This is a genomic window from Acidovorax sp. Leaf191, assembly GCF_001424425.1.
Lineage (GTDB): Bacteria > Pseudomonadota > Gammaproteobacteria > Burkholderiales > Burkholderiaceae_C > Acidovorax.
The window spans coordinates 171,597-196,361 of sequence record NZ_LMPT01000005.1 but is presented as its reverse complement, the minus strand read 5'-3'; the positions used below and the strand labels follow the sequence as shown (position 1 = coordinate 196,361).

Below are 24,765 nucleotides of genomic sequence, written 5' to 3'. Positions count from 1 at the left end.
GCGCCCGCGCGCGCCCTGTTGGCATGAACAGCAGTCCGACACCCCCTTCTTCAGACACCATTGAAGACCCGGCGCGCGCCCTGCGGCGCGCCAAGCGGCAGGCCTTGGGCCTGTTGCTGCTGGTCACCGCCGTGTTCGTGGCGACCAGCGTGGTCGAGCGCGGCCTGTGGCTCAACGGCGCGAAGGCCATGGCCGAGGCTGCCATGGTGGGCGCGCTGGCCGACTGGTTCGCGGTGGTGGCCCTGTTCCGCCGCCCGCTGGGCCTGCCCATTCCGCACACTGCGGTCATCGCGCGCAACCAGGCGCGCATCGGCCGCAACCTGGCCACGTTCGTGCGCGACAAGTTCCTCGATGTGCCCTCGCTGGTCGCGCTGATCCGCCGGCACGACCCCGCCGAGCGGCTGGCGCAGTGGCTCACGGCGCCCGGCAACGCCGCGCTGCTGGGGCACCAGGCCACGCGCCTGGCGTCGGCCGCGCTGGAGACGGTGCAGGACGCGCAGGTGGAGCGCTTCATTCAGAAGGCAGCGCGCGCGTTGATCGGGCAGGTGGACATGTCGCGCGCGCTGGCGGCGGTGCTCGACACCCTCACGCACAACGGCCGCCACCAGGCGCTGCTGGACGACGTGCTGGAGAAACTCATCGAGCTGCTGCACAACGAGCAGACCCGCGCCTGGGTGGCGCAGACCATCGTGCTGTGGCTCAAGAAGGACCACCGGCGCACTGAAAAGCTTTTGCCCAGCGACTGGCTGGGCGACAAGGGCTCGGCCCTGCTGGCCCGCGCGCTGGAGAGCGTGATGGCCGACGTCGCCGACAACCCGCAGCATGCCCTGCGCGCGCAGTTCGATGCGGCCGTGCAGCGTTTTATCGAGCGCCTGCGCAGCGACCCCGACTGGGTGCGCAAGGGCGAGGAGATCCGCACCTATCTGCAGACCGACGCGACCGTGGCGGGTTATGTGCAGACCCTGTGGCAGGACCTGCGCGGCGCCCTGCGGCGCGACCTGGCCGATGCCGATTCGGTCGTGGCGCGGCAGGTGCGCAACCTCGGCCAGTGGCTGGGCCAGTCGCTCGCGGGCGATGCCGCGCTGCGGCAGTCGCTGAACGACCGGCTGGAGCACTGGGTGCAGGGCCTGGCGCCCGATGTGTCGCAGTTCGTGGCGCAGCATATCGAGGACACGGTGCGGCGGTGGGATACCGAAGAGATGACGCAGCTGATTGAGCTGAACATTGGCAAGGATCTGCAGTACATCCGGATCAACGGTACGGTGGTGGGTGGGTTGATCGGGCTGGTGCTGTTTGCGGTGTCGCACGTGGGGGAGATTTGGCGGGCGGCGGTGGGTGGCTGAGTTGGGGCCCTGTCCGTTCGGGCTGAGACTGTCGAAGCCTTTGCCCATCGCAACCCGAGCCGTTCGGGTTGAGCCTGTCGAAACCTGTGCTTGTCACTATCACTATCCGTTCGGGTTGAGCTTGTCGAAACCAGGGCTCACTCGCTGATCTGGACGGTGTGCCTGTGTGGAGGTCGGAGGCCGGGAGTTCGCCCCGGCGGGCGAGGTACTTGTTCTTTGCTTCGCCAAAGAAAAGTACCCAAAAGAAAGGCGACCCCCAGTCTGCGACCCCTNGGCCGGGAGTTCGCCCCGGCGGGCGAGGTACTTGTTCTTTGCTTCGCCAAAGAAAAGTACCCAAAAGAAAGGCGACCCCCAGTCTGCGACCCCTTCGCGGTGCGAAGGGGCAAACCTGCGTCGGGGCGGTTGCGGGGTGCGCCGTGGAACTCACTGCGCGCCGTTGGCGCTCCGTTCAGACAGCCACGGCGAGTCAGTTGACGAGGCATGGGCGCTCCGACGCCCATGCTCACCCCGCAACCGCCCCGCCGCAGGCGCAGCCAGCAGGGGGTGGACAGCCGAACATCCGAACAGCCACACGGGCCGTCGCGTTGCTCGGCCGCGCCCTGGCTACCTCAACTAGCGTGCCGCCTCATCCGCCGCCATGTTGGCTGCGTGTTCTTCCTGCAGGTGCTGCGCAATCTGCGCCCAGGCCAGCTTGGCGTCGGCGTCTTGGGCCCAGGCATAACAACTGGCGATGTGCATGGCCGTCACCGCATGGTGTGGGTCGAGCGCAAAGGCCACCTCGCACTGCAGCGCCGCTTGCCGCCACATCGCGGTCGCATCTTCAGATCCTTCTTTTTGCAGTGCATGGGCTTCTGCTATCCACGCCTGACCGAGCCGGAACGCCGCCGCGTGCAGCCCGGGATCGGCGTCGTGCGCGCGTTGGAACAGCACCCCCGCCTGCCGCCACAGCGCGCGTGCTGCTGCGAAGTCTTGCGTGGCTACGGCCTGCGCCTGGCCGACTAGGGCGTTGCCGGATTGGAGGAGGGTGATTGCAGAGTCGCTGGGCATGGGTTTAAGAGGAGGGGCGATACGGCTGCGGATTGTCCGGGGTTTTTCTTGGGTGCACTCGGCCAGAAGCGGGTACCCAGTGAAAGAGACTGTGATCCGTCAACGTTGGTGCAAATTGGTCTGTACGTAAAGACTCTACACAGTTGCGAAATGCACTGTGGCTTGGTCGGACCCTATCTCAGCATTCGAACAGTGAATGATGCTAAATCGATTGCAGCTACTGTGATTGCAACTGGACCCCAAACAACTAGGAAAGCGAAGAGATTCTTTTGTTTGCGAAGTAGAAGACCTGCAGCAACTGCTTGAACAGCAAAAAAACCGACAGCTATCCGAGCTAGGGAGTGCCTCGATTCCTCTGTCCCCATTCCAGTAAAAAGCAGGAGTGCAAGCGTGGCGCAGCCAATGAGTGGCAAGCCAATAACCACAGACGCGATAGCTGGCAATCGTTTCATATGGTCAGGTCAAGTATCGGGATGTGCCGGAACAGGCATCGGTAGATACTAACGGCGGCCACCCATCAAAACCGCGGCAAATCCGGATGCTTGAGCTGCCCCCCGCGCACCAGCATCTTCCCGTACTCCGCACACCGGTTCAGCGTAGGAATCACCTTCCCCGGATTCAACAATCCCGCCGGGTCGAACGCGTGCTTGAGCCCGAACATCTGCGCGTTCTCTTCGGCTGTGAACTGCACGCACATGCTGTTGAGCTTTTCCACGCCCACGCCGTGCTCGCCCGTCACCGTGCCGCCCATGGCCACGCTGGTCTCCAGGATGTCTGCGCCGAACAGTTCGCAGCGGTGCAGCTGGTCGGCGTCGTTCGCGTCGAACAGAATCAGCGGATGCAGGTTGCCGTCGCCTGCGTGGAACACGTTGGCGCAGCGCAGCTGGTATTTCTTTTCCATGGCCTGGATGGCCAGCAGGATGTCCGCCAGGCGTTTCCTCGGGATGGTCGAGTCCATGCACATGTAGTCGGGGCTGATGCGCCCGCTGGCAGGGAAGGCGTTCTTGCGGCCGCTCCAAAAGCGCAGGCGTTCAGCTTCGTCGTTGCTGACCGAGATGGCAGTGGCGCCAGCCGCGCGCAGCACGTCGCTCATGCGGCCGATTTCTTCTTCCACTTCTTCGGGCGTGCCGTCGCTCTCGCACAGCAGGATGGCTTCGGCCGTGAGGTCGTAGCCGGCTTTGACGAAGTCTTCCACGGCGGCGGTCATGGGCTTGTCCATCATCTCCAGGCCCGCGGGGATGATGCCGGCCGCGATGACCGCGGCCACGGCGTCGCCGGCTTTGCGCACGTCGTCGAAGCTGGCCATGATGCAGCGCGCCAGCTGGGGCTTGGGGATGAGTTTGACCGTCACTTCGGTGATGACGGCGAGCATGCCTTCGCTGCCGACCACGCCGGCCAGCAGGTCGTAGCCGGGGGTGTCCAGCGCCTGGCTGCCGAACTCCACGGGCTCGCCGTCCACGGTGAAGCCCTTCACGGCCAGCACGTTGTGCACCGTGAGGCCGTATTTCAGGCAGTGCACGCCGCCGGAATTTTCGGCCACGTTGCCGCCGATGGTGCAGGCGATCTGGCTGCTGGGGTCGGGGGCGTAGTACAGGCTGTACGGTGCGGCGGCTTCGCTGATGGCCAGGTTGCGCACGCCGCTCTGCACGCGCGCTGTGCGGCTGACCGGGTCCACGTCGAGGATGCGGTTGAACTTGGCCAGCGACAGCGTGACGCCCATCGCATGCGGCATGGCGCCGCCCGACAGGCCCGTGCCCGCGCCGCGCGCCACCACGGGCACCTGCAGGTGGTGGCAGGCCTGGAGCACGGCCTGCACCTGGTCGTACGTTTCGGGCAGGCACACCACCAGCGGGCGCTGGCGGTAGGCGGTCAGGCCGTCGCATTCATACGGCGTGGTGTCTTCGGCATTCCACAGCAGGGCGTGGGCGGGCACAACGCGGCCCAGGGCCTGCACGACCTCGGCCTGGCGCGCGGCGCGCTCGGACGGTGTGGACCCGGCCGGTGCGTGGGCGGCTGCAGGGGATGTGGGGGTGGCGGCGGGAGTCTGCATGCCGCCACTGTAGGGGATGGCGGCAGGCGCGGGCGTGAGATTTTTGCAGAGCGGCCGTGAAAATCCTGGCGGGGCCGCGGGCTGTGCGGCTTGGCTACGGGCCACCGGTCGCGGCGACCTCTGCAGTTTTCACTACCGACTTGCCACTCACGGGGCCGTATGCGAGTCGCTCACTACTCGCTAACCGCTACCCGCTACCCGCTCGCCATCCAAGCACTGCCCAAGCACTATCAAAGCACTATCAAAGCACTATCAAAGCACTATCAAAGCACTATCAAAGCACTATCAAAGCACTACCCACCGCTGGGCGCCAGCAATGCCGTGTACCGCAGCTCCTGCAGGGTGGTGCCCGCTACCGTGATGCTTTTGACCCCATCCGCATCGGGCGCAAAGCCCTGCCGCGCGTAGAACCGGATGGCAGGCGCGTTGGCCGCTAGCACCCACAGGCTTGCCTCTGCCTTGCCACGGGCCAACAGGTGCTCGCGGGCGTGCTGCCACAGGGCGTGCCCCGTACCGCGGGCCCAACGCGCAGGGTCGACATAGATGGCCCAGACTTCGCCCCGCGTGGCGGGCGCTCCGGGGTCTCGGCAGTCGCCCAGGGCGATCCAGCCGGTCACCGCGCCGTCGCTGTCGTCCTGCGCCAGCAGCACCTCGGGTGCGCCCTGGGCAATCGCTTGGGCCCAGTAGCCTTCGCGTTGGGCCGCGGACATGGCGGCCAGGTAGGCGGCGTCGATGATGCCGGCGTACGCCGCCTGCCAGGCCGCAACGTGGATGCGCGCGATGGCGTTGGCGTCGGCGGGCTGTGCAGGGCGGATGGTGAGATTCATGTCGGCAGGTGGTGGATGGATGCGACGGTGATGGTGATGCTGCGTTGGCGCGGTGTTGCAGTGGTGCGTGGGTGAGCCGATGGCGCCATGAAGTAGCGCCGCAGCGAGCCATGCGCCGCGCCGCTGCCGCTCACGCCATCGTCTTGCGCAGCCAGTCGGCAAAGGCCGCGCATTCCCAGCGGTCCATGGTGCCGGTGCGCCAGCACAGGTAGTGCGCGTGCGGGCTGGCGGTGTCGGCGTCGAACAGGCGCACCAGCGTGCCGTTCTCCAGCCACGGCGCACCGAGCTTCAGCCGCACCAGGGCCACGCCCATGCCGGCGGATGCGGCGTCGCACATCAGGCCGATGTCGTTGAACTGCGAGCCTTCGCTGGGCTCGGCCCAGTCCAGGGCGGTGGCGGCGAACCAGGTGCGCCACGGCTCGAGCGGGCTGCGCAGCAGGGGCACGCCCTCCAGGTCCTCGGGCTTGTCGAAAGGCCCGTGCTCGCGCACGAAGGCGGGCGAGGCCAGGGGCGTGACCACGTCGCGGGCCAGCTCCACATGCTCCACGTCGGCATAGTGGCCGGGGCCGAAGCGCACCATCAGGTCGGCGTCTTCGGCCACCACGTCGAGCAGCGGAATGGACACCTGCAGCGCCAGGTCGATCTCGGGGTAAGCCTCGGTGAACTGCCGCAGGCGCGGGATGAGGATGGTGCGCGCAAAGGTGGGCGTGACGGCCAGCTTGAGCCGCCGGCGGCCGGGGGCCGATGCCGCCCCTGGAAAGCGCTGCAGCGCCCCCAGCCCCTCGCGCACATGGGCCAAGTAGGCGCTGCCTTCGGTGGTCAGCGAAAAGTCGGCCCGCCCGAACAGCCGCACACCCAGGATCTGCTCCAGCTGCTTGACCCGGTGGCTCACCGCGCTGGGCGTGACGCACAGCTCCTCGGCCGTCTGCGTCACGCTGCGCAGGCGCGCCAGCGCTTCAAAAGTCAGCAGGCATTGGATGGGTGGTATGCGCCGCGCCGCGCTGTTCTGGAAGGTCGAAGGGGTCGCCGCAGCCATGTCAGCCAACCTCCGCGCTGCGCACTGGGCACAGCGCTTGAAACCGGCACACCCCCGGCGAGGGCCGCCGGGCAAGGGCCGCCCCGCCGCGCTGGCGGCGTCCCCCTGCCTGCGGTGCACCGCGCTGCGAGAGCGGGAGTACGGCGCGAAGCGACTCAGGGGGGTGTTGCATTGCTACTTGAAAACGACGGTCTTGTGGCCGTTCAGGATCACGCGGTGCTCGCTGTGCCACTTCACCGCGCGGGCCAGCACCTGGCTTTCGGTGTCGCGGCCGCGGGCGGTCAGGTCTTCCACCGTGTCGGTGTGGTCGGCGCGGGCCACGTCCTGCTCGATGATGGGGCCTTCGTCCAGGTCGGCCGTCACGTAGTGGGCGGTGGCGCCGATGAGCTTCACGCCGCGGTCGTGGGCCTGGTAGTAGGGCTTGGCGCCCTTGAAGCTGGGCAGGAAGCTGTGGTGGATGTTGATCGCCCGTCCGGCCAAAGCTTGACACAGATCAAGAGAAAGGACCTGCATGTAGCGCGCCAGCACCACCAGCTCGGCCCCTTCGGCCTCGATAATCTCAAGCTGCCTGGCTTCGGCCTGCGGCTTGGTGGCAGCGGTCACCGGGATGTGGTGAAACGGCACGTTGTAGCTGGCCGCCAGTTGGTAGAAGTCGCGGTGGTTGCTGACGATGGCGCGGATGTCGATGGGCAAGAGGCCGCTCTTCCAGCGGAACAGCAGGTCGTTCAGGCAGTGGCCCTCCTTGCTGACCATGAGCACCGTCTTCATGGGCGCTGCCGTGGCGTGCAGGCTCCAGCGCATGGTGTGGGGCTCTGCAAAGCTGGCCAGGCGGGTCTTGAGCGTGGCGTGGTCATGCTGGTCGCAGGCGAACTGCACCCGCATGAAGAACAGGCCCGTGGCGTGGTCGTTGTACTGCGCGGCTTCTTCGATGTTGCCGCCGTGCTCCAGCAGAAAACCGGAGACAGCGTGCACCAGCCCCAGGCGATCGGGGCAGGACAGGGTAAGGATGTAGGCGTTGGTCGTCATAGCCGCGACATTGTCGCAGCATGGCTGGCACCGTGTGGCCGCGCCCTGTGCGGCCTTAGTACGGCCGGTGGGCGGATAACGGGGGAAATCGATGGTCAATCCGGGCGAGGTCCCGCGTTTCGCTCCCTGGCGGGGGATGCTGCTGTACCTGGTGCTCGGGGTGGCCTGGGTGTTTGCGGGCGACGCGCTGCTGGCGCACTGGGTGACCGACCCTGCGCGGATCACCCACTGGCAAACCTGGAAGGGCTGGGGCTATGTGCTGCTGACCAGCGCGCTGGCCTGGTGGATGCTGCGGCGCATGCGCCGCGCCGAGAAGGTGCGCTGGGCCACGGCGCGGGAGCTGTCGCAGGTGGTGCGCCATGCGCCCGCCGGGTTCGCGCGGGTAGCGCCGGACGGGCGCTTCCTGTGGGCCAACGAGCGGCTCTGTGCCCTGCTGGGCGTGACGCTGGCGCAAGTGCGCATCCTCAACTTCCGCGATGTGATGCTGGCGCGCGAGCCGGACGGCGCCACCCTGCAGCTGGCCCGCCTGCTGGCAGGCGAGATCGATCACTATGTGGACGAGCGCGAATGCCAGCCCCCCGGCGGTGGCCGCAGGGTGCCGGTGCTGTGCACCGTGACGCAGATCCCCGAGGCCGGCGACGAGCCCGCGCACCTGGTCTGCGTGGTGCAGGACCTCGACGAGATCACGGCCGCGCGCGCCGCGCTGCAGTCCAGCGAAACCCGCCAGCGCCTGGCCGCCACGGTGGTGGACAACACCGTCGAGGGCGTGGTGGTGACCGACGCCCACAGCCGCATCCTGTCGGTCAACGCGGCCGTCACACGCCTCTTGGGCTACACCGAGGAGGAGCTGCTGGGCAAGACGCCGCGCGTGTTCAAGTCCGGCCGGCACGACCGCGCGTTCTACGACGCCCTGTGGGGCACGCTGCGCCAGACGGGCCACTGGCAGGGCGAGATCTGGAACCGCCGCAAGAACGGCGAGGTCTTCCCCGAGCACATGTCGCTGTCGGCCGTGCGCGACCCGGCGGGCGAGGTGACGCACTACGTCTGCATGTTCACCGACATCTCCGAAGAAAAGGCGCACCAGCGGCAGCTCGAATTCCTGGCGCACAACGACGCGCTCACGGGGCTGTCCAACCGCGCCTGGTTCGGGCACCAGGTCGAGCAGGTGGTGCAGGAGGCGCGCGCCAGCGGCGAGCACATCGCCGTGCTGCTGCTCAACCTGGACCGCTTCAAGGACGTGAACGACAGCTACGGCCACACCACCGGCGACGAGGTGCTCAAGCACATCGCGCGGCGGGTGCAGTCGGCCCTGCGGCCCGGCGACGTGCTGGGGCGCCTGGCCGGCGACGAGCTGGCCGTGGTGGCGCGCCACATGCGCCATGCCGACGGCGCGGCGGCGGTGGCGCGGCACCTGATCGCCGCCGTGGCCGAGCCCTGGCGCTCGCCCGACGGCTTCGAGGTGGTGGCCGGCGTGAGCGTGGGCATCTGCATGTTCCCCGAGCATGCCGCTACCACCGAGCTGCTGCTGCAGGGCGCCCACGCGGCGGTGTACGGCGCCAAGGCGCGGGGCCGGGGCGCGTGGTGCTTCTTCCACGAGGCCATGACCCAGGCCGCGCGCGAGCGGCTGGCGCTCGAATCCCGCCTGCGGCTGGCGCTGGCGCTCGGGCACCTGCAGATGTACTACCAGCCGCAGGTGGACATCCGCTCGGGCCGCATCCTGGGCGCCGAGGCGCTGGTGCGCTGGAACGACCCCGACGAGGGGCTGATATCGCCCGCGCGCTTCATCCCGGTGGCCGAGACCTCGGGCGTGATCGGCCCGCTGGGCGAATGGGTGCTGCGCGAGGTCTGCCGCCAGGGCCAGCAATGGCGCGCCGAAGGCCTGCCCGACCTGACGCTGGCCGTCAACGTGTCGCCGCGCCAGTTCCACCTGACCGACCTGGCGGGCTGCACGTCGGCGGCGCTCGCGGACTCGGGCTTTCCGAGCGAGTGGCTGGAGCTGGAGATCACCGAATCCGCGCTGGCCGAGCGCACCGAAGAGGCGCGCCTGGTGCTGATGCGCCTGCGCAGCCTGGGCGTGCGCATCGCGGTGGACGACTTCGGCACCGGCTACTCGTCGCTCGCGCAGCTCAAGCGCTTTCCGATCGACGTGCTCAAGATCGACCAGGGCTTCATCCGCGACATTCCGCAAAGCAGCGACGACATGGCCATCAGCGCGGCCATCATCGCCATGGGGCACAGCATGGGCCTGTCGGTACTGGCCGAGGGCGTGGAGGACGAAGGCCAACTGGCCTTCTTGCAAGAGCGCGGGTGCGACGCCTACCAGGGCTACCTGTGCAGCCGGCCGCTGCCCGCGGCGGCGTTTGCGGCGCTGCTGCGGGAGCGCAGCGGGGCGGGCTGAAGGGGAAAAACAGCAGGCGGACGCTGGGCCGCCAGCGCGTTGACTTCGGAATCAGTGCTGGATGACCCACTCGTTCGGGCTGAGCCCTGCGACAAGCCCAGCGTGAACGGATGGGGAATTTTTTGAACGCACGCATGAACGCATGAACGCATGAACGCATGAACGCATGAATGCATGAATGCATGAATGCATGAATGCACGCCGGCATCACCGCGCCGGGCTTGCGCCCTTGCCCCACTGCTCGCGCAGCTCCGCGCAGTGGTCCTTGGCGGGCAGGGCCGGGGTGGCCACGATGGCGTCTGCATCCGCGTCAACATTGGCGATCGCTCCGTTTTTGATAGCTGCTTGCGCTTGCCCTGCCTGCGCCATGGCCACTTTGGACGTCAAACCTGCAGGCAAGTGCGTGGGCACGCCCAGGCTGCGCAGCACATGCCCGCCACCGGCGATCAGCAGCACGGTCTGGCCGCTCACGCGCGCTTCGGTCGCGGTGCGGGCCATGGCGGCGTCCCGGGCGATCTGGATGCGGGCCATGGGCGCGATCTGCGACTCGGGCAGCAGGCCGCAGTGGCCTTCGCGCAGCGCTTCGTACTGGCGCTGCAATGCGGGGGCGGGCAGGTGCCGGTCCCACGCGGCGTCGGCCATGGCGTCGCGCATGCGGGCGCGGGGCAGGTTGCCGCCCCACACGGGCACGCCCGCAGCCACGGCGGCCATCACCACCGGGCCGTAGGCCTTCCAGGGCCAGGCGGCGTCCTTCCACTGCAGGGCGGCCTGCACCTGGGCCTCGGTGGCATCGCGGGGCAGGCCGGTGGTGCTGTGGCCCTGCTCGGCCATCTCCATCACCACGGCCGCCAGCTGGCCCCGGGCGGCCAGCGCCTGCACGGTGTCGCGCTGCCATTGCTGGTGCTCGGCGGCATCGTGCTTTTCGCCCAGCAGCAGCACGTCGGCGGGCAGCAGGGCCTGCAGGCGCGCAGGCCAGGCGGCGGTGGAGACGGCGGTGGCAGAGGTCGTGGTGGGTGACGAGGCCGTGGGGGCTATGCCCAGGCCGGTGCAGCCCCCCAGCAGCGCCAGGCTGGCCACCGCGAGCCCAGGTGCAGCGCGGCGGAATGTGAAGAAGGTCGATGGCGGTGTGTGCATGGTGTGATGCTACGCGCGGCGGGGCTCACGCTGTGGGGTGGTGCAGTGACACAGCGCGCGGGTAAATCTTGTCACCAATCGCAAGCACTGCCCCTAGCCCGACGAGCTACTTGACCGGCTGCGCCGTTTCCATGACGATGCCTTTGCGCAGTACCGGAAAACCTTCCAGACGCTGGCTGCCCTCGCAGGCGGGGCCCGAGGTCCTTTGCTGCATGCAGCAGCGCCCGGTGGTGCTGCGGCTCGAGCGCCTCATGGAGTACCCATGGTGCGCGGTCGGGTGCCGTCGGGGCAAATCAGCCCGCAGGGCTGGCACCATGTGATCGAGGAGGGCGAAGTCCATGTCTTTGACGTCCGAAGTGGTGGCTTTGTGCCCACCCCCATGCCGAGCATGACAGCCCAGTGTGGCTCGACGATGCCTGGCGCGACATGCACACGCGCAGCACGCGTGCGTCTCTGTTTGCGTCTGAACCCCGCGCCGCATGGCGCCCCTGCAATGGCACTGCGTGCGTCTTGACCCAGCGCAAGCCCCTACTGTCGTGAACCCCCAACCATCGGTACCCATGAAGCGCGAACCACAGCACACTCTGGCCACCCCCTCGTCCCTGCAGCCCATCAGCCTGGATGTGCTGCGCGAGAAGTACCTCAAGCCCGGCGAAACCTCCGTGGACGAGCTGTACGCCCGCGTGGCGCGTGCGCTCGCTTCGGTGGAGGCGCCCGATCTGCGTGCGAAGTACGAAGCCCTGTTCCTGGCCAACCTCCAGGCTGGCGCCATCGGCGCGGGGCGCATCATGAGCGCGGCGGGCACCGACATCCAGGCCACGCTGATCAACTGCTTCGTGCAGCCCGTGGGCGACTGCATCCAGGGCGTGGACGACGAAGGCTTTCCGGGCATCTACGAAGCGCTGCGCGAAGCGGCCGAGACCATGCGCCGTGGCGGCGGCGTGGGCTACGACTTCTCGCGCATCCGCCCCAAGGGCGCACACGTGAAGGGCACGGCCTCCATGGCCTCGGGGCCGTGCAGCTACATGAACGTGTTCGACCAGTCCTGCTCCACCGTGGAGAGCGCGGGTGCGCGCCGGGGCGCACAGATGGGCGTGCTGCGCATCGACCATCCCGATGTGCAGGAGTTCATCACCGCCAAGCGCACCCCGGGCCGCTGGAACAATTTCAACGTGTCGGTGGGCGTGTCGGACGCCTTCATCGACGCGGTGCAGAACGACACCCCCTGGGAGCTGGTGCACCAGGCCGCGCCCGGCGCCGCATTGCAGACGCAAGGCGCCCGCCAGCGGGCCGATGGCCTGTGGGTCTACGCCACCGTGCGGGCGCGCCAGTTGTGGGACACGATCATGAAGTCCGCCTACGACTTCGCCGAGCCTGGGATCCTGTTCCTGGGCCGCATCAACGAAGACAACAACCTGCATTACTGCGAGGACATCGCGGCGACCAACCCGTGCGGCGAGCAGCCGCTTCCGTCGTATGGCTGCTGTGACCTCGGCCCTGTCATCCTGACCCGCTTCGTGCGGCACGCTTTCGGCTTTGGTGGTGTGGCAGCGTTCGACTTCGAGGCCTTCGGCCAGGCGGTGGCGCTGCAGGTGCGGGCGCTCGACAACGTGCTGGATGTGACCTTCTGGCCGCTGCCGCAGCAGCGCGACGAGGCCATGGCCAAGCGGCGCATCGGCGTGGGCTTTACCGGCATGGGCAACACGCTGGCCATGCTGTGCCTGCGCTACGACCGGCCCGAGGGCCGCACCATGGCGGCGCGCATTGCCGAGCACATGCGCGATGCGGCCTATGCGGCGTCGGTGGAGCTGGCGCGCGAGAAAGGGGCGTTCCCGAAGTTCGATGCGCGGGGCTACCTGGCCGAGGGCACCTTTGCCAGCCGGCTGCCCGCGCCAATACAGGCGTCGATCCGCGAGCACGGCATCCGCAACAGCCATCTGCTGTCCATCGCGCCCACGGGCACGGTGAGCCTGGCGTTTGCCGACAACGCTTCCAACGGCATCGAGCCGCCGTTCTCGTGGATGTACAAGCGCAAGAAGCGCGAGTCCGATGGCAGCACGCTGGAGTACGCGGTGGAGGACCACGCCTGGCGGCTGTACCGCGACCTGGGCGGCGATGTGAATGCGCTGCCCGACTATTTCGTCTCGGCCCTGGCGATGTCGGCGCAGGACCACATCGCGATGATGGAGACCGTGCAGCCCTTCGTGGACACGGCCATCTCCAAGACGGTGAACATCCCGGCGGACTACCCCTACGACGACTTCAAGAACCTGTACCTGCAGGCCTGGCGCGCGCGGCTCAAGGGGCTGGCCACCTACCGGCCCAATAGCATCCTGGGCTCGGTGCTCGAAACGCATGCAGAGCCCGCACCCGAAGCTGCTGCAGTGGCAAAGCCCTCGCCTGCTGTTACCGCCGCAGCGCCTGTGGACCCGATGCGCACTGTCATCGAGAGCCGGCCGCAGGGCGGCCTGTCGGCCGTGGCGGAAAAGCTCGAATACTGGACGCAGGAGGGCCACAAGACGCTGTACCTCATCGTGTCCTTTCTGCCCGTGCCCACGGGCTTGGGTGGCCGCACGGTAGACCGTGCGATCGAGTTCTTCATGCCCGTGGGGCAAAGCGGCGAGTCGCAGCAGTGGATCACCTCCAGCATGCGCATGCTGTCGCTGGCGGCGCGCGGCGGTTTTCTGGAACGGGCCCTGTCCGACATGCGCAAGGTGGCATGGGACCGGGGCCCTGTGCGCCTGGGGCAGCACCGCAAGGACGACGGCACGCTGGTGCCGATGTGGCACGACTCGGAAGTGGCGGCCATGGCCTATGCCATCCAGAACATCCTGTCGCGCCGCGTGGCGGACCCGGTGCAGCAACTGCTGCCGCTGGACGAGCCCGCGCCGCCGCCCGCGGCCGTGCCACAGGCCATGGCGGGCAAGAAGTGCAGCGAATGCGGCGCCCATGCGGTGATCCGCAAGGACGGCTGCGACTACTGCACGCAGTGCGGCCACCTGGGCAGCTGCGGATGAGCGCGTTCGCCGTGCACGGCAATCTTTCGCAGGGTAGGTACACGCCATGAGCAAAGTCATTCCTGTCGCGATTGGCAAGCCGTCGGCACAGGCCGTGGCGCAGCAGGACCCGCGCTGGCGCTGGCAGTACCTGATGCTGGCGCCGCACCGGCTGGGGTTCTTCCTGGCGATGGTGGTGCTGGTGGCCTCGGGCGCCTGGTGGGCGCTGGTGCAGGTGGCGCGCTCCACCGGCTTGTGGGGCATGTACTACGCGATGTCGCCCACCACCGTGCATGCGGCGGTGATGGCGCTGGGTTTCATTCCGCTGTTCTTCTCGGGCTTTCTGTTCACGGCCGGGCCCAAGTGGCTGGGGGTGGCCCCCTTGCCGCCGCAGGCGCTGCGCGCGCCGCTGGTATTGCAGGCGCTGGGCTGGTTGCTGTGGCTGGTGGGTGCGCACTGGCGCATCGGCGCGGTGCTGGTCGGCCTGGCCCTGGCCGGCGCGGGCCTGTTGTGGATGACGGCGCTGTTCTGGGGGCGTGTGCGCGCCAGCCGCGCGGAAGACCAGCTCCATGCCCGCGTGATCGGCGTGGCCTGCGGCGTGGGCTGCATGAGCCTGGTGGCGCTGTGGTTCAGCCTGGCGGTGGGCACGCATGCGCTGGCGCGGGCCTGTGTGTACACGGGGCTGTGGGGCTTCGTGGTCGTGGTGTACGTCACGGTGGCGCACCGGATGATTCCGTTCTTTACCTCCAGCGCCATGCCCACGGTGCGCTCTTGGCGCCTGTTCTGGGTGCTGTGGCTCATGCTGGCCGCGGCCGGCATGCAGGTGCTGGCCACCTGGCTGGAATGGGCGGGTGTACCCGCCAGCCGCGCCGGGCCCGCCTGGATGCTGGTGCACGGCGCCCTGCAGCTGGTGGTGGGGGGCGTGCTGGTGTGGCTGGCCTGCGTGTGGGGCCTGGTGCAGAGCCTGAAGAACCGGCTTCTGGCCATGCTGCACATCGGCTTTGTGTGGCTGGGCGTGGCGTTCTTGCTGGGCGGCCTGTCGCCGTGGCTGGCCTGGGCCTTTGGCATCGGCACGCTGGGGCTGGGTGCGCTGCATGCGCTCACCATGGGGTGCCCCGCATCGCTGATGCTGGCCATGGTCACGCGCGTGTCGTGCGGCCACAGCGGCCGCGCGCTCGTGGCCGACCGCATCGTCTGGGCACTGTTCTGGTTGCTGCAGGCGGCCACGCTGCTGCGCATTGCGGCGGCCATGCCGGGCGCATTCGGCGTGGCCTGGGCCTGGCTGCTGCCGGTGGCGGCCGTGCTGTGGGCGGCCACCATGGGGGTCTGGGGCGTGCGGCTCAGTGGCTGGTATGGCCGCCTGCGGGCCGATGGCCGTCCGGGCTGAGCCCCTGTTTGTTGGACAAGGAACCGCGATGGCTGTCATCCCCTGGCCCCTGAACCCGCGCGGCGCCGCACGGCAGCGCACGGCCGCGCCTGCGGTGCCTGCCAGTGGCATCGACGACGTGGCGGCCATCGCGGCCACGCTCATCCAGTCGCGCCAGACCATCCTGCCCAAGCGTTTGGCGGGCCCCGGGCCCGGTACCGACGAACTGGCGCAGATTCTCCAGGCCGCGGCCCACGCGCCCGACCACGGGCAACTGGTGCCCTGGCGGTTCGTGCTGGTGCCCGAGGCTGCACGTGCGGCACTGGCCGAGGTGTTCGCCCAGGCGCTGCAGCAGCGCGACCCCGCCGCCACGCCCGAGCAGTCCGCACAGGCGCGCGAGAAGGCGCACCGCGCGCCGGTGCTCATGCTGGCCGTGGTGGACGCGCAGCGCGGCGACCCCGGCATCGACCTGGCCGAGCGCCTGGTGTCGGCCGGCTGCGCGGTGCAGAACATGCTGCTCATGGCCACGGCGCAGGGCTACGGCTCGGCACTCACCAGCGGCAAGGCGCTCAAGGAGCCGGGCTTGCGTTCGTTGTTCAGGCTGGCGGACTCCGAACAGGCGCTGTGCTTCATCAGCATCGGCACGGTGCAGTCGCGCAAGTCGGCGCGGTCGCGGCCTGCGGCGCGCAACTACGTGAGCACGCTGGATGCGCAGCGGGGCGTGGTGCCTGGGTTCTGATTTCCTTTTTCTCTGTCTTTTCTCTTACAACCGTTTCGTTGCCGCCCCATGGATATTTCAAGTTGCGATGACCTGCTGCAGGCCGCGCGCCAGCAGCCCGAGCCGCAGCGCCTGCTGTTCGTGTTCACGGCGGTGGATCTGCCCGATGACGCCACCACTGCCCAGCATGCACGCTTCGAGGCGGGGCAGGGCTGCGCCCCGGTGCCGCTGATGTGCGTGGACAAGACGCCGCAGGAGCTGCCATCGTTCGCTGCACTGGTGGAGGACGCCCGCCAGTTCACCGCGCCGGGCCACGACTGGGCGATGGTGTTTGCCGCGGCGATGCCGGGCACCTTGAACAGGCGTCCACCCCCGCGGAGGCCGGGGCCCCGCCGCAGCGCATGGTCGATGCGATCCAGCAAGGTGCGCTCGGTGCGTACATCCCGTTTGACCGCCAGGGCCAGCCCGTGCGGTTTGGCTGAGGTAGTGGCCGCATGACGACCGCACCTGCCTCTGCCCGCGAGATCCCGGGTTTCAACGCACCGGGCGTGGGGTTCGAGCAGCCCTTTGCCATGCTGGAGGCCTGCCACGAGCGCGTGCAGCGCACGCTGGCGTTGCTGGGCCGGCTGCGCGGCCACGTGCAGACCCACGGCGCTGACGAGCCTGCCCGCCAGGCGGCCCGCGACGTGCTGCGCTACTTCGACATCGCGGCGCCGCTGCACCATGAGGATGAAGAGCTGCATGTGTTTCCGCCCCTGCTGGCCCAGGGGCCGGCCGAGGTGGTGGCGCTGGTGCAGCGGCTGCTGCAGGACCACCGCGACATGGTGGCCGACTGGGCCGCCGCGCGCCAGCCCCTGCGGGCGCTGGTGGAGGGCCGAGTTCGTGCATTCAGCGCCGCCGACTGCGCGGTGCTGGACCGCTTTGCCGAGCGCTATGCCCGCCACATCGAGGACGAGGAACGGGTGGCCTACCCGGCGGCCCACGGTCTGCTGCCCGGCGCCACGCTGCAGGCCATGGGCCTGGAGATGGCGGGCCGGCGGCAGTCCCCGGTGGCAGCGCGCCCGGGCCCGCAGGGGTAGCGCAGGACAGCGCATGGCGGGGTGCGTGGCGGATCGGCAGGCGGATCAGGCGGCTTGCGCTGCCGTACCCTCGCGCAGTGCCGCCAGGGACACGCGCTGGCTGCCGTCCTCGGTGAAGTTGCCCGGGGCGAGCCAGCGCTCGAAGCCTGCCTTCAACGCGGGCCATTCACTGTCCAGGATCGAGAACCACGCCGTGTCGCGGCTGCGGCCCTTGTAGACGAGGGCCTGGCGAAAGATGCCTTCGAACTGGAAGCCCAGGCGCTTGGCCGCCTCGCGGGACGGCGCATTCAGGCTGTCGCACTTCCACTCGTAGCGGCGGTAGCCCAGGTCCGCGAACACATACTGCATCAGCAGGTACTGCGCCTCGGTGGAGATCGGGGTGCGCTGGAGCAGCGGCGAGAACATCACATGCCCCACCTCGACCACGCCGTGGGCCGGGTCGATGCGCATCAGCGACAGCGTGCCCACGGCGCGGCCGGTGCGCCGGTCGATCACGGCGTAGTGCAGCGGGTCGGTGCTGGCGGCGGCCTGCTCGCAGTGGGCGCGGTAGCTGGCAGCGTCGGTGAACGGCCCCACGCCCATGTAGGTCCAGCCGCGGCCGTCCGGCGCCTGCGCGTAGGCGGCGTACAGGTCGCTGGCATGGCGGGCGGCGTCCAGCGGTTCCAGTCGGCCGTAGTGGCCTTCGAGCACGGTGCGGGCCGGGCGCGGCCGGGGGCTCCAGCCGGGCAGCGGTGCGCCCACGGGTTGCTGGTATTCGTTCACAACGGAAGATGGCATGCGCGGGGTCCTTGCAGAGAGATAGGGAAAAGAAAAAGAAAGAGGTGTCGGCTGAAGACGCCCTGAAGTTAGCTGCAGCGTGGTGTGGTGAAAAGTGCCAGAATCCAGCATTTTTAAGGTGCCACGCATGTCCAGCACTGTGCCCGGCGGTCCATCGTCGCCTTCCCGTGGGGCCCAGATGGCGCAGCCAACCCCGCAGGCCCCGGTCGCGCAGACGCTGCTCGAAAGCGCGCTGGACCACGGGCCTGGCGCAGAGCCATTGCGGCGGCAGCTGTTCCAGCGGCTGCGCCAGGCGATCTTCGACGGGCGGTTGGTGGCCGGCAGCGCGCTGCCAGGGTCGCGTGCGCTGGCCGAGGGCCTGGCCCTGTCGCGCAACACGGTGACCGCGGCCTACGAGCAACTGGTGGCCGAGGGCTATGTGGTGTCGGACCGGCAGGGCACGCGGGTGGCGGCGCTGGCGCAGCGTCCTGCGGGTGCTTCGGCCGCCCGGCACCCGGCGCCGGCGGTGCCGGAAGTTCCGGCGATGGCCGCGCGCCTCGCGCTCATCCAGCCGCGCGCGCCACGCACCGGGGCGACCCCCTTGGCACTGAGCCCGGGCATGCCGGCACTCTCGCAGTTTCCGCTGGCGGCCTGGCGCCGTGCGCTCGATCATGCGGTGCTCGGTGGCGGCCCCACAGCGCTGGGCTATGGCGATCCGCTGGGCGAGATGGCGCTGCGCACGGCCATCGCGCGGCACCTGGCCGTGGCGCGCGGCGTGCGCTGTGCGGCCGAGCAGGTGGTCATCACCGAAGGCGCGCAGGAGGCGCTGTCGCTGTGCGTGCGCCTGCTGTCGAACCCTGGCGACGTGGCCTGGGTGGAAGACCCCGGCTACCGGGGCGCCAAGTCCGCCCTGCAGGCGGGCGACCTGCGCACCGTGCCGCTGCGGGTGGATGCGCAGGGGCTGGTGGCGAGCGAGTCCGACTGGGTGCTGCGCACGCCGCGCTTGGTCTACACCTCGCCATCGCACCAGTACCCAGGCGGTGCGGTGATGTCGGTGGCGCGGCGGCTGGCGCTCATCGAGCAGGCGCGGCGCCACGGCGCGTGGATCATCGAGGACGACTACGACAGCGAGTTCCGGCACGCGGGCGAGCCCATCGGCGCCATGCAGGGGCTGGTGGACGGCGCGCCGGTGCTGTACGTGGGCACCTTCAGCAAGACGATGTTCCCGTCGCTGCGCCTGGGCTTCGTGGTGCTGCCCGCGGCCGTGCTGGACGCTGTGCGCGTGCCCCTGGCCGAGATGCTGCGTGGCGGCCAGCGGCACGCGCAACTGGCCATGGCGCATTTCATGGACAGCGGCCAGTTCAGCCGCCATCTGGGCCGCATGCGCCGCCTGTACCGCGAGCGCCAGCAGGCGCTGCGGGCCGCGCTGGCGCAGCACCTGGCGCTGCCCCACCAGACCGAGGGCGGGCACTGCGGCATGCACCTGCTGGTGCGCCTGCCGGCCAACTGCCCGGACCAGGCCATCGCCGCCGCGGCGCGCAGCCACGGCATGGCGCCGTCGCCGCTGTCGGGCTTTGCGATGCGGCCGCAGCCGCAGGACAACGGCCTGGTGCTGGGCTACGGCAACACGCCGGTGGAACTGTTCGAGCCCCTGGTGCAGCGGTTGTCGCTGCTGGCGCAGGCCGCCACGACCTAGGTCCGGTCCCTGCGCCCTGTCTTTGGCGATGCCTGCCATGCCGGGCGGGTAAGGCCTGGCGACCTGGGGTGGCGGGCGGGGCGCGATACTCGGCGTTGCCTTTTTGCGCGTGCCGTCACTGTGTCGTCATCACCCCTGTCCCCTTTGTCCCCCCTTAATCCCCGCTTGAAATTCGCCGCCCGCGTGCTGGGCACGCTGCTGCTGGCCTGGGCCGCGGCCGCCGCCTGCGTCGCCCTGCGCACCCCGCTGCCCTGGATGATCGGCCCGCTGCTGGCCACGTCGGTGGTGTCCATCGTCGGCGGGCCGACGGAGAGCTGGGGGCCGCTGCGCAATGCCGGGCAGTGGACCATCGGCGCGGCGCTGGGCCTGTACTTCACGCCGCAGGTGGTGGCGCTGATCGGCGGGCTGTGGTGGGCCATTGCGCTGGGCATCGTGTGGGCGCTGTTCCTGGGCTGGCTGTTCGGGGCCTGGCTGTACCGGGTGCATGCACCGCGCATGCATGGCGTGCCGGCACCGATGATGCGCGCCACCAGCTACTTCGCTGGGGCCATCGGCGCCGCGTCGGAGATGACGCTGCTGGCCGAGCGCGAGAACGCCCGCACCGACCTGGTGGCGGCCAGCCACAGCCTGCGCCTGCTCATCGTCACCGTCACGATTCCGTTTGCGCTGCAGTGGAGCGGCCTGCACGGCCTGGACGTGCTGCCGCCCACGGTGGCGCGCGTGGTCGACCTGCCCGGCCTGGCGCTGCTGGCTGCGCTCACGGGCGTGGGCGCGTTGTTGATGGACAAGCTCGGTCGGGCCAACCCCTGGTTCATGGGCGCCATGCTGGTGTCGATGGGTATCACGATGGCGGGCATCAGCCTGTCGGCCGTGCCGCAGGTGATGGTGAACGCCGCGCAGCTGGTGATCGGGGTCAGCCTGGGGGTGCGCTTTCGGGCCGACTTCTTGCGCACCGCGCCGCGGTGGATGGTGTCGGTGGCGCTGGGCACGCTGGTGCTGATGGGGGTGTGCGCCCTCTTTGCCGGGGTGCTGGCCTGGGCGACCGGGCTGCCATGGGTCACGCTGCTGCTGGGCTCATCGCCCGGGGGCATCACCGAAATGGCCATCACGGCCAAGGTGCTGCAGCTCGGTGTGCCGGTGGTGACTGCGTTCCAGGTGTGCCGGCTGATCGCGGTGCTGATGCTGGTGGACCCGCTGTATCGGCGGATCTATCCGTCCGAGGAGAAGCCGACCAAGCTTTGAGCGCGCGCTGCCCCAACGCCAGCGTATCCGTGGAACCGGCTTTGCCGGGCCACCGGGTGCGTCCCCTCCGGGAGAAGGCGCGCAGCGCCTCAGGGGGAGCTAGTGCACCACCACCGGGTTTTGCGCCAGGCCCGCATAGCGGTCGAGCGCGTCTTCCACTTCTTCCTGGGTGGGGGTGTCGCGCTGCCACGCCAGGATCTGTTCCTGGAACATTTCGGCCCACGAGCCGTCCAGGTACACCTCTTTGCCGGACCGCTTGTCCACGATCTCGAAACCGTGGCGGGCGAGCTGGGGAAGGGCGGGTGCAGTGTCGTTGAGCACCGGGCCGGTGCTTTTCTCCACGGCGTCGGGCAGCATGTGGACCACCACGAAGGATTCTGAGTCGTAGAGCATGTGCATCGTGTTCCCCTTGTCGATATAAAAGTCAGATGACAGCGGGTTCGCAGAGTTCAAGGCCCAGGGCGGCTTCGGTGGAGCGCTGGCAAGCTTGTAACGCCTTGCCAGCGCCCCGGTTATCAGGGGAAGCCCGCCCCGGTATCGCACCTGAACTGCGGTCCAGTATTTCACGAAAAACCGGCCTCTCCGGGCTGGTGGGTCTTTTTTACCGCCCCGCCCGGCCAGTGGCGCGAGGACGCAACACCTTTGGCGCGTAGGCCGGGGCGGACGCTGGCGGTGGGTGGATGGGCAGGCATGCGGGGCGCCTGTGCGGCCGCCTGTGGCCCATGGCGGCCCGCTGTGCGTGGGGCGCGCTGGGACGGGTCTCGTCAGGGCGCGCTGCTGCTGCGCAGCAGCAGGTCGGCGAAGTCGCCGTTCGCCTGGGTCAGCTTGATGCGCACCGGCAGGTAGTTGAGGCCGGGCGCCACCCACAGCTCGGCTTTCTGGTCGTAGTCCTTGCGGGGCAGGCGCAGCAGCTTCAGTGCGGGGGTAGGGCCGGCGGGCAGGTCCAGGGTTTCGGGACCTTCGACCGTGAAGGTCCAGCGGTCGGCGGTGCGGGCGCTCACCGTGGTGAGCGTGACCTGCGTGCCGGGCGTGAACCGGCCCGGGTCGGCCGCCAGCATGGCGCCCAGCTGGATGAACAGGCTCAGCCGGTCCTGCGCGCCCGGGCCCACGGCGGCCTCGGGCGTGTTGGCGCTGAAGGTCACGCGGCCCTTGGCATGGTCGAAATGCGCGGCCTGTTCGCTGCGGGACTTGTCGGAAAACTTCTCGGGCAGCAGGCCCTGGGCGGTGATGGCGCCCACGCTGCGCTGCGTGCGGCTGCCCACCAGGAAGGCGCTGACCTCCTGGCGCGCCTCGTAGCGGCTGCCGTCGTGCTGCCACAGCAGCTCGGCGCGGGCGCTGTACGCGAACTTCTTGGCCTGCCCGCTCACGTCGAAGGCCAGCCGGGTGGGGGCCGGAATGCGCACGGGCGGCGGCGGTGTCGCGGCCTCGCGCCCCGTGCCGGAGCCAGGGGGCGCAATCTCGGTCCCGGCAGCGGTGGGGTTGGGTGCTTCGGCGAGCGGTGCCGAGGCCACGGGCGCGGGGGCTTCGGCCTGGGGCGCCGACGCAGCGGGCGCAGGGTCTGGCGCTGCGGTGCTGGCCGCAGGCGGCTCTGACGTGGGTGCAGGCGCGCCGGCATCGGCGGCCGCCACCTGCACGGGTGCCTCGGGCGCCACTGCCAGCGAGTCTTCCGCGGGGGAGGCGGGGGAGGCGGGGGCTGGCTGTGCGGGTTTCTTGGCGCGCGCCGGGGGCTTGGGCGGGGGCGCGGCGGGGGCCATGGGGGCTGCTGCTGCGACGGGCGTGGGCTCAGGGGCAGCGGCCGGTGCGGGCGGCGGCGCCGGCACGCTGCGGGTGCTGAAGACATGCCCCGCCGCTGGCGGCTGGGGGCTGTCCCACGCCAGGGGCACGCCGTGCAGCACCAGCCAGTGCAGGGCCAGTACCAGGGCGGTGATGAGGACCAGGGCGCGCCGGGGCATGCAGGGCGTTGCGAAGCCGGGGGGTGTCAGGCGCTGCCCGCGCCCAGGTCGCTCGACAGCTGGGCTGCGGCCGCGCGCAGGGGCGCGTCGATGGCGCCGCCCCACTCGGGGTCGAAGGTGGCGATGGAGCCGAGCGTGGTGATGCCCAGCTCCAGGTGGCCGTCGGCGTCGAACACTGGCGCGCAGAACGCCACGATGCCGGGCAGCAGGGTGTCGACCACGCGGGCCACGCCACGCTGGCGCACGTCGGCCAGCAGGGCGTTCACCTCGCCCATGGTGGCGGGCAGGTCGGCGCGGCGCAGCTTGACTGCGCGGGCCAGCTCGTCCTTGAGCAGCGGCGCCACCACCTCGGGCGCCATGTGGGCGGCAAAGCAGCGGCCGGTGGCGGACGAGAGCAGCGGCATCACGTCGCCCAGGCGCAGGTTGGCAGTCACGGCCTGGGAGGATTCCTCCCAGTGCACGATGGTCGGGCCGTGGTTGCCCCACACCGCCAGCGCCAGCGTGTGGCCGATGCCTTCCATCAGCGCGGGCATGCGTTCGCGCGCCAGCCGCACCGCGTCGAGCCGCGCCAGCGATGCCAGGCCCAGCTTGAGCGCCGCGGGGCCCAGGTCGTAGCGGGCGGTGCGGCTGTCCTGCGTGACCAGGCCCAGGCGCTGAAAGCTCACCAGGTACCGGTGCGCCTTGGCCGCGCTCATGCCGGCCGAGGCCGCCACATCCTTGAGCATCAGCGGCCCGCGCGAGCGGGTCAGCCCCTCCAGCAAGGCAAAACCGACCTCCACGGACTGAATACCTGCACGTTCTTTGTCCATGTGCACTAAAATTCGCTAGTTTTGTTTAGTTAAATCAATTTACCCAAGCGTAATTTCGCTAAGGGTACCCTTCCACCACCCTGAGACAAAGGTCCTGCCACCATGAAACTTGCTACCTACAAAGACGGCTCGCGCGACGGCCAACTGGTCGTTGTCTCCCGCGATCTGGGCACGGCCCATTATGCGACCGGCATTGCCAGCAAGCTGCAGCAGGTGCTGGACGACTGGGGCTTCCTCTCGCCCCAGCTGCAGGACCTGTACGACCAGCTCAACAGCGGCCGCGCGCGCCACGCCTTCCCCTTCGACCCCGCCCAGTGCATGGCCCCGCTGCCGCGTGCGTACCAGTGGGCTGACGGCTCGGCGTACATCAACCACGTCGAACTGGTGCGAAAAGCGCGCAACTCCGAAGTGCCGGAGAGCTTCTACACCGACCCGCTGATGTACCAGGGCGGCAGCGACGACTTCATCGGCCCGCGTGACGACGTGGTGGTTCCGAGCGAAGCCATGGGCATCGACTTCGAGGCCGAGATCGCCGTCATCACCGGCGACGTGAAGATGGGCACCAACGCCGACCAGGCGCTGGACGGCATCCGCCTGGTGATGATCGCCAACGACGTGAGCCTGCGCAACCTCATCCCGGCCGAACTGGCCAAGGGCTTCGGCTTCTTCCAGAGCAAGCCCGCCACCGCCTTCGGCCCCGTGGCCGTCACGCTGGACGAGCTGGGCGACGCCTGGGACCACGGCCGCGTGCACCTGACCGTGCAGTCCACCTGGAACGGCCGCAAGGTCGGCATGTGCGACGCCGGCCCCGAGATGACCTTCCACTTCGGCCAGCTCATCGCCCACGTCGCCAAGACGCGCAACCTGCGCGCCGGCTCCATCATCGGCAGCGGCACCGTGAGCAACAAGGGCGTTACCGACGCCAGCGGCCGCACCGAATGGCCCAAGGGCTACAGCTGCATCGCCGAAAAGCGCTGCATCGAGACCATCCAGGACGGCAAGCCCAGCACCGACTTCATGAAGTTCGGCGACACCATCCGCATCGAGGTCAAGGGCAAGGACGGCGCGAGCATCTTCGGCGCCATCGACCAGACGGTCGCAGCGCCTGAAGCCTGAGCCGCGACGGCCACTGCCACTGCCACTGCAACCATCGCCGCAGCCAGTGGCTGCTGGTATCGGTAGCGGTATCCGTAGCGGCAGCGGTAGCGGCGCATGTGCAGCGGCCTTGCCCAGCAGGGCGCACCGTGCGCACCGCGCGTCCTTCGGGATGCGCCTGCCAGCCCACCTCCC

Annotated in this window: 19 protein-coding genes and 2 pseudogenes; 11 read left to right on the top strand and 10 right to left on the bottom strand. The window is 69.3% G+C overall.

Features of this window, described 5'->3' with window-relative positions:
• The first annotated feature begins 23 nt into the window (after nt 1–23).
• On the top strand, nt 24–1,343 hold the full coding sequence (locus tag ASG27_RS06490; protein ID WP_056410015.1) for a DUF445 domain-containing protein: 1,320 nt from the start codon (nt 24–26) through the stop codon (nt 1,341–1,343).
• A 612-nt stretch (nt 1,344–1,955) separates the two neighbouring features.
• Here the strand turns inward: ASG27_RS06490 and ASG27_RS06485 are convergent.
• From ASG27_RS06485 to purU, 5 genes are all read right to left on the bottom strand, one after another.
• On the bottom strand, nt 1,956–2,390 hold the full coding sequence (locus ASG27_RS06485; RefSeq protein ID WP_056410013.1) for a hypothetical protein: 435 nt from the start codon (nt 2,388–2,390) through the stop codon (nt 1,956–1,958).
• Nucleotides 2,391–2,907: 517 nt separating this feature from the next.
• Entirely contained in the window at nt 2,908–4,440 is a 1,533-nt protein-coding gene (locus ASG27_RS06480) for an FAD-linked oxidase C-terminal domain-containing protein (RefSeq protein ID WP_056410012.1), read from the bottom strand.
• A gap of 293 nt (nt 4,441–4,733) precedes the next feature.
• Nucleotides 4,734–5,267, bottom strand: coding sequence for a GNAT family N-acetyltransferase (locus tag ASG27_RS06475; protein ID WP_056410011.1), 534 nt, complete (start codon nt 5,265–5,267; stop codon nt 4,734–4,736).
• 130 nt (nt 5,268–5,397) lie between these two features.
• The gene (locus tag ASG27_RS06470; protein ID WP_056410010.1) at nt 5,398–6,303 is read right to left on the bottom strand and encodes a LysR substrate-binding domain-containing protein; all 906 of its coding nucleotides are present in this window, start codon (nt 6,301–6,303) and stop codon (nt 5,398–5,400) included.
• A gap of 174 nt (nt 6,304–6,477) precedes the next feature.
• Entirely contained in the window at nt 6,478–7,329 is an 852-nt protein-coding gene (gene purU, locus ASG27_RS06465) for a formyltetrahydrofolate deformylase (RefSeq protein WP_056410008.1), read from the bottom strand.
• A 136-nt stretch (nt 7,330–7,465) separates the two neighbouring features.
• On the opposite strand from purU, the gene ASG27_RS06460 reads away from it, so the two are divergent.
• Nucleotides 7,466–9,727 carry a putative bifunctional diguanylate cyclase/phosphodiesterase gene (locus ASG27_RS06460; RefSeq protein ID WP_442854061.1) on the top strand — a complete coding sequence of 754 codons (2,262 nt, stop codon included), beginning with the start codon at nt 7,466–7,468 and terminating at the stop codon, nt 9,725–9,727.
• A 207-nt stretch (nt 9,728–9,934) separates the two neighbouring features.
• On the opposite strand, the gene ASG27_RS06455 is transcribed toward ASG27_RS06460, so the two are convergent.
• Nucleotides 9,935–10,861: a ChaN family lipoprotein gene (locus ASG27_RS06455; RefSeq protein ID WP_056410003.1), complete on the bottom strand. Its 927-nt coding sequence runs from the start codon at nt 10,859–10,861 to the stop codon at nt 9,935–9,937.
• Nucleotides 10,862–11,037: 176 nt separating this feature from the next.
• On the opposite strand from ASG27_RS06455, the pseudogene ASG27_RS27965 reads away from it, so the two are divergent.
• From ASG27_RS27965 to ASG27_RS06425, 6 genes and pseudogenes are all read left to right on the top strand, one after another.
• A pseudogene (locus tag ASG27_RS27965) lies at nt 11,038–11,231 on the top strand (carbonic anhydrase); the annotation flags it as partial.
• Nucleotides 11,232–11,421: 190 nt separating this feature from the next.
• The gene (locus tag ASG27_RS06445; protein ID WP_056410000.1) at nt 11,422–13,878 is read left to right on the top strand and encodes an adenosylcobalamin-dependent ribonucleoside-diphosphate reductase; all 2,457 of its coding nucleotides are present in this window, start codon (nt 11,422–11,424) and stop codon (nt 13,876–13,878) included.
• Between the two features lie 46 nt (nt 13,879–13,924).
• Nucleotides 13,925–15,244 (top strand): NnrS family protein, encoded by a 1,320-nt coding sequence (locus ASG27_RS06440; protein ID WP_056409998.1) that lies wholly within the window; start codon nt 13,925–13,927, stop codon nt 15,242–15,244.
• A 28-nt stretch (nt 15,245–15,272) separates the two neighbouring features.
• Nucleotides 15,273–15,962 carry a nitroreductase family protein gene (locus tag ASG27_RS06435; RefSeq protein WP_082485850.1) on the top strand — a complete coding sequence of 230 codons (690 nt, stop codon included), beginning with the start codon at nt 15,273–15,275 and terminating at the stop codon, nt 15,960–15,962.
• Between the two features lie 48 nt (nt 15,963–16,010).
• Nucleotides 16,011–16,423, top strand: a pseudogene (locus ASG27_RS06430) (ribonucleotide reductase subunit alpha).
• A gap of 12 nt (nt 16,424–16,435) precedes the next feature.
• Nucleotides 16,436–17,020: a hemerythrin domain-containing protein gene (locus tag ASG27_RS06425; RefSeq protein ID WP_056409996.1), complete on the top strand. Its 585-nt coding sequence runs from the start codon at nt 16,436–16,438 to the stop codon at nt 17,018–17,020.
• 45 nt (nt 17,021–17,065) lie between these two features.
• Here the strand turns inward: ASG27_RS06425 and ASG27_RS06420 are convergent, their stop codons facing one another.
• Nucleotides 17,066–17,797, bottom strand: a complete 732-nt coding sequence (locus tag ASG27_RS06420; RefSeq protein ID WP_056409995.1) for a GNAT family N-acetyltransferase — start codon at nt 17,795–17,797, stop codon at nt 17,066–17,068.
• 178 nt (nt 17,798–17,975) lie between these two features.
• Between ASG27_RS06420 and pdxR the strand changes: the two genes are divergently transcribed.
• Both pdxR and ASG27_RS06410 read left to right on the top strand, forming a co-directional pair.
• Nucleotides 17,976–19,472, top strand: coding sequence for a MocR-like pyridoxine biosynthesis transcription factor PdxR (gene pdxR, locus ASG27_RS06415; RefSeq protein WP_056409993.1), 1,497 nt, complete (start codon nt 17,976–17,978; stop codon nt 19,470–19,472).
• Nucleotides 19,473–19,616: 144 nt separating this feature from the next.
• A complete protein-coding gene (locus ASG27_RS06410; RefSeq protein WP_056409991.1) occupies nt 19,617–20,714 on the top strand; it encodes an AbrB family transcriptional regulator in 1,098 nt (365 codons plus the stop codon).
• Between the two features lie 99 nt (nt 20,715–20,813).
• Here ASG27_RS06410 and ASG27_RS06405 read toward each other — a convergent pair whose 3' ends face one another.
• The 3 genes from ASG27_RS06405 to ASG27_RS06395 all read right to left on the bottom strand — a co-directional run bounded on the left by ASG27_RS06405 (nt 20,814) and on the right by ASG27_RS06395 (nt 23,475).
• Nucleotides 20,814–21,113 (bottom strand): BTH_I0359 family protein, encoded by a 300-nt coding sequence (locus ASG27_RS06405; protein WP_056409989.1) that lies wholly within the window; start codon nt 21,111–21,113, stop codon nt 20,814–20,816.
• A 365-nt stretch (nt 21,114–21,478) separates the two neighbouring features.
• On the bottom strand, nt 21,479–22,666 hold the full coding sequence (locus tag ASG27_RS06400) for a DUF3108 domain-containing protein (protein ID WP_056409988.1): 1,188 nt from the start codon (nt 22,664–22,666) through the stop codon (nt 21,479–21,481).
• A 26-nt stretch (nt 22,667–22,692) separates the two neighbouring features.
• Nucleotides 22,693–23,475 (bottom strand): IclR family transcriptional regulator, encoded by a 783-nt coding sequence (locus tag ASG27_RS06395; RefSeq protein WP_056409987.1) that lies wholly within the window; start codon nt 23,473–23,475, stop codon nt 22,693–22,695.
• A gap of 102 nt (nt 23,476–23,577) precedes the next feature.
• Here ASG27_RS06395 and ASG27_RS06390 point away from each other — a divergent pair, with 102 nt between their 5' ends.
• Nucleotides 23,578–24,591: a fumarylacetoacetate hydrolase family protein gene (locus tag ASG27_RS06390; RefSeq protein ID WP_056409986.1), complete on the top strand. Its 1,014-nt coding sequence runs from the start codon at nt 23,578–23,580 to the stop codon at nt 24,589–24,591.
• Nucleotides 24,592–24,765 lie beyond the last annotated feature (174 nt).

What these genes read in the sequence shown, in the direction of transcription:
- ASG27_RS06490 (WP_056410015.1), top strand. Translation starts at nt 24, where the DNA reads ATGAACAGCAGTCCGACACCCCCTTCTTCAGACACCATTGAAGACCCG.
- ASG27_RS06485 (WP_056410013.1), bottom strand. Translation starts at nt 2,390, where the DNA reads ATGCCCAGCGACTCTGCAATCACCCTCCTCCAATCCGGCAACGCCCTA.
- ASG27_RS06480 (WP_056410012.1), bottom strand. Translation starts at nt 4,440, where the DNA reads ATGCAGACTCCCGCCGCCACCCCCACATCCCCTGCAGCCGCCCACGCA.
- ASG27_RS06475 (WP_056410011.1), bottom strand. Translation starts at nt 5,267, where the DNA reads ATGAATCTCACCATCCGCCCTGCACAGCCCGCCGACGCCAACGCCATC.
- ASG27_RS06470 (WP_056410010.1), bottom strand. Translation starts at nt 6,303, where the DNA reads ATGGCTGCGGCGACCCCTTCGACCTTCCAGAACAGCGCGGCGCGGCGC.
- purU (WP_056410008.1), bottom strand. Translation starts at nt 7,329, where the DNA reads ATGACGACCAACGCCTACATCCTTACCCTGTCCTGCCCCGATCGCCTG.
- ASG27_RS06460 (WP_442854061.1), top strand. Translation starts at nt 7,466, where the DNA reads ATGCTGCTGTACCTGGTGCTCGGGGTGGCCTGGGTGTTTGCGGGCGAC.
- ASG27_RS06455 (WP_056410003.1), bottom strand. Translation starts at nt 10,861, where the DNA reads ATGCACACACCGCCATCGACCTTCTTCACATTCCGCCGCGCTGCACCT.
- ASG27_RS06445 (WP_056410000.1), top strand. Translation starts at nt 11,422, where the DNA reads ATGAAGCGCGAACCACAGCACACTCTGGCCACCCCCTCGTCCCTGCAG.
- ASG27_RS06440 (WP_056409998.1), top strand. Translation starts at nt 13,925, where the DNA reads ATGAGCAAAGTCATTCCTGTCGCGATTGGCAAGCCGTCGGCACAGGCC.
- ASG27_RS06435 (WP_082485850.1), top strand. Translation starts at nt 15,273, where the DNA reads ATGGCTGTCATCCCCTGGCCCCTGAACCCGCGCGGCGCCGCACGGCAG.
- ASG27_RS06425 (WP_056409996.1), top strand. Translation starts at nt 16,436, where the DNA reads ATGACGACCGCACCTGCCTCTGCCCGCGAGATCCCGGGTTTCAACGCA.
- ASG27_RS06420 (WP_056409995.1), bottom strand. Translation starts at nt 17,797, where the DNA reads ATGCCATCTTCCGTTGTGAACGAATACCAGCAACCCGTGGGCGCACCG.
- pdxR (WP_056409993.1), top strand. Translation starts at nt 17,976, where the DNA reads ATGGCGCAGCCAACCCCGCAGGCCCCGGTCGCGCAGACGCTGCTCGAA.
- ASG27_RS06405 (WP_056409989.1), bottom strand. Translation starts at nt 21,113, where the DNA reads ATGCACATGCTCTACGACTCAGAATCCTTCGTGGTGGTCCACATGCTG.
- ASG27_RS06400 (WP_056409988.1), bottom strand. Translation starts at nt 22,666, where the DNA reads ATGCCCCGGCGCGCCCTGGTCCTCATCACCGCCCTGGTACTGGCCCTG.
- ASG27_RS06395 (WP_056409987.1), bottom strand. Translation starts at nt 23,475, where the DNA reads ATGGACAAAGAACGTGCAGGTATTCAGTCCGTGGAGGTCGGTTTTGCC.
- ASG27_RS06390 (WP_056409986.1), top strand. Translation starts at nt 23,578, where the DNA reads ATGAAACTTGCTACCTACAAAGACGGCTCGCGCGACGGCCAACTGGTC.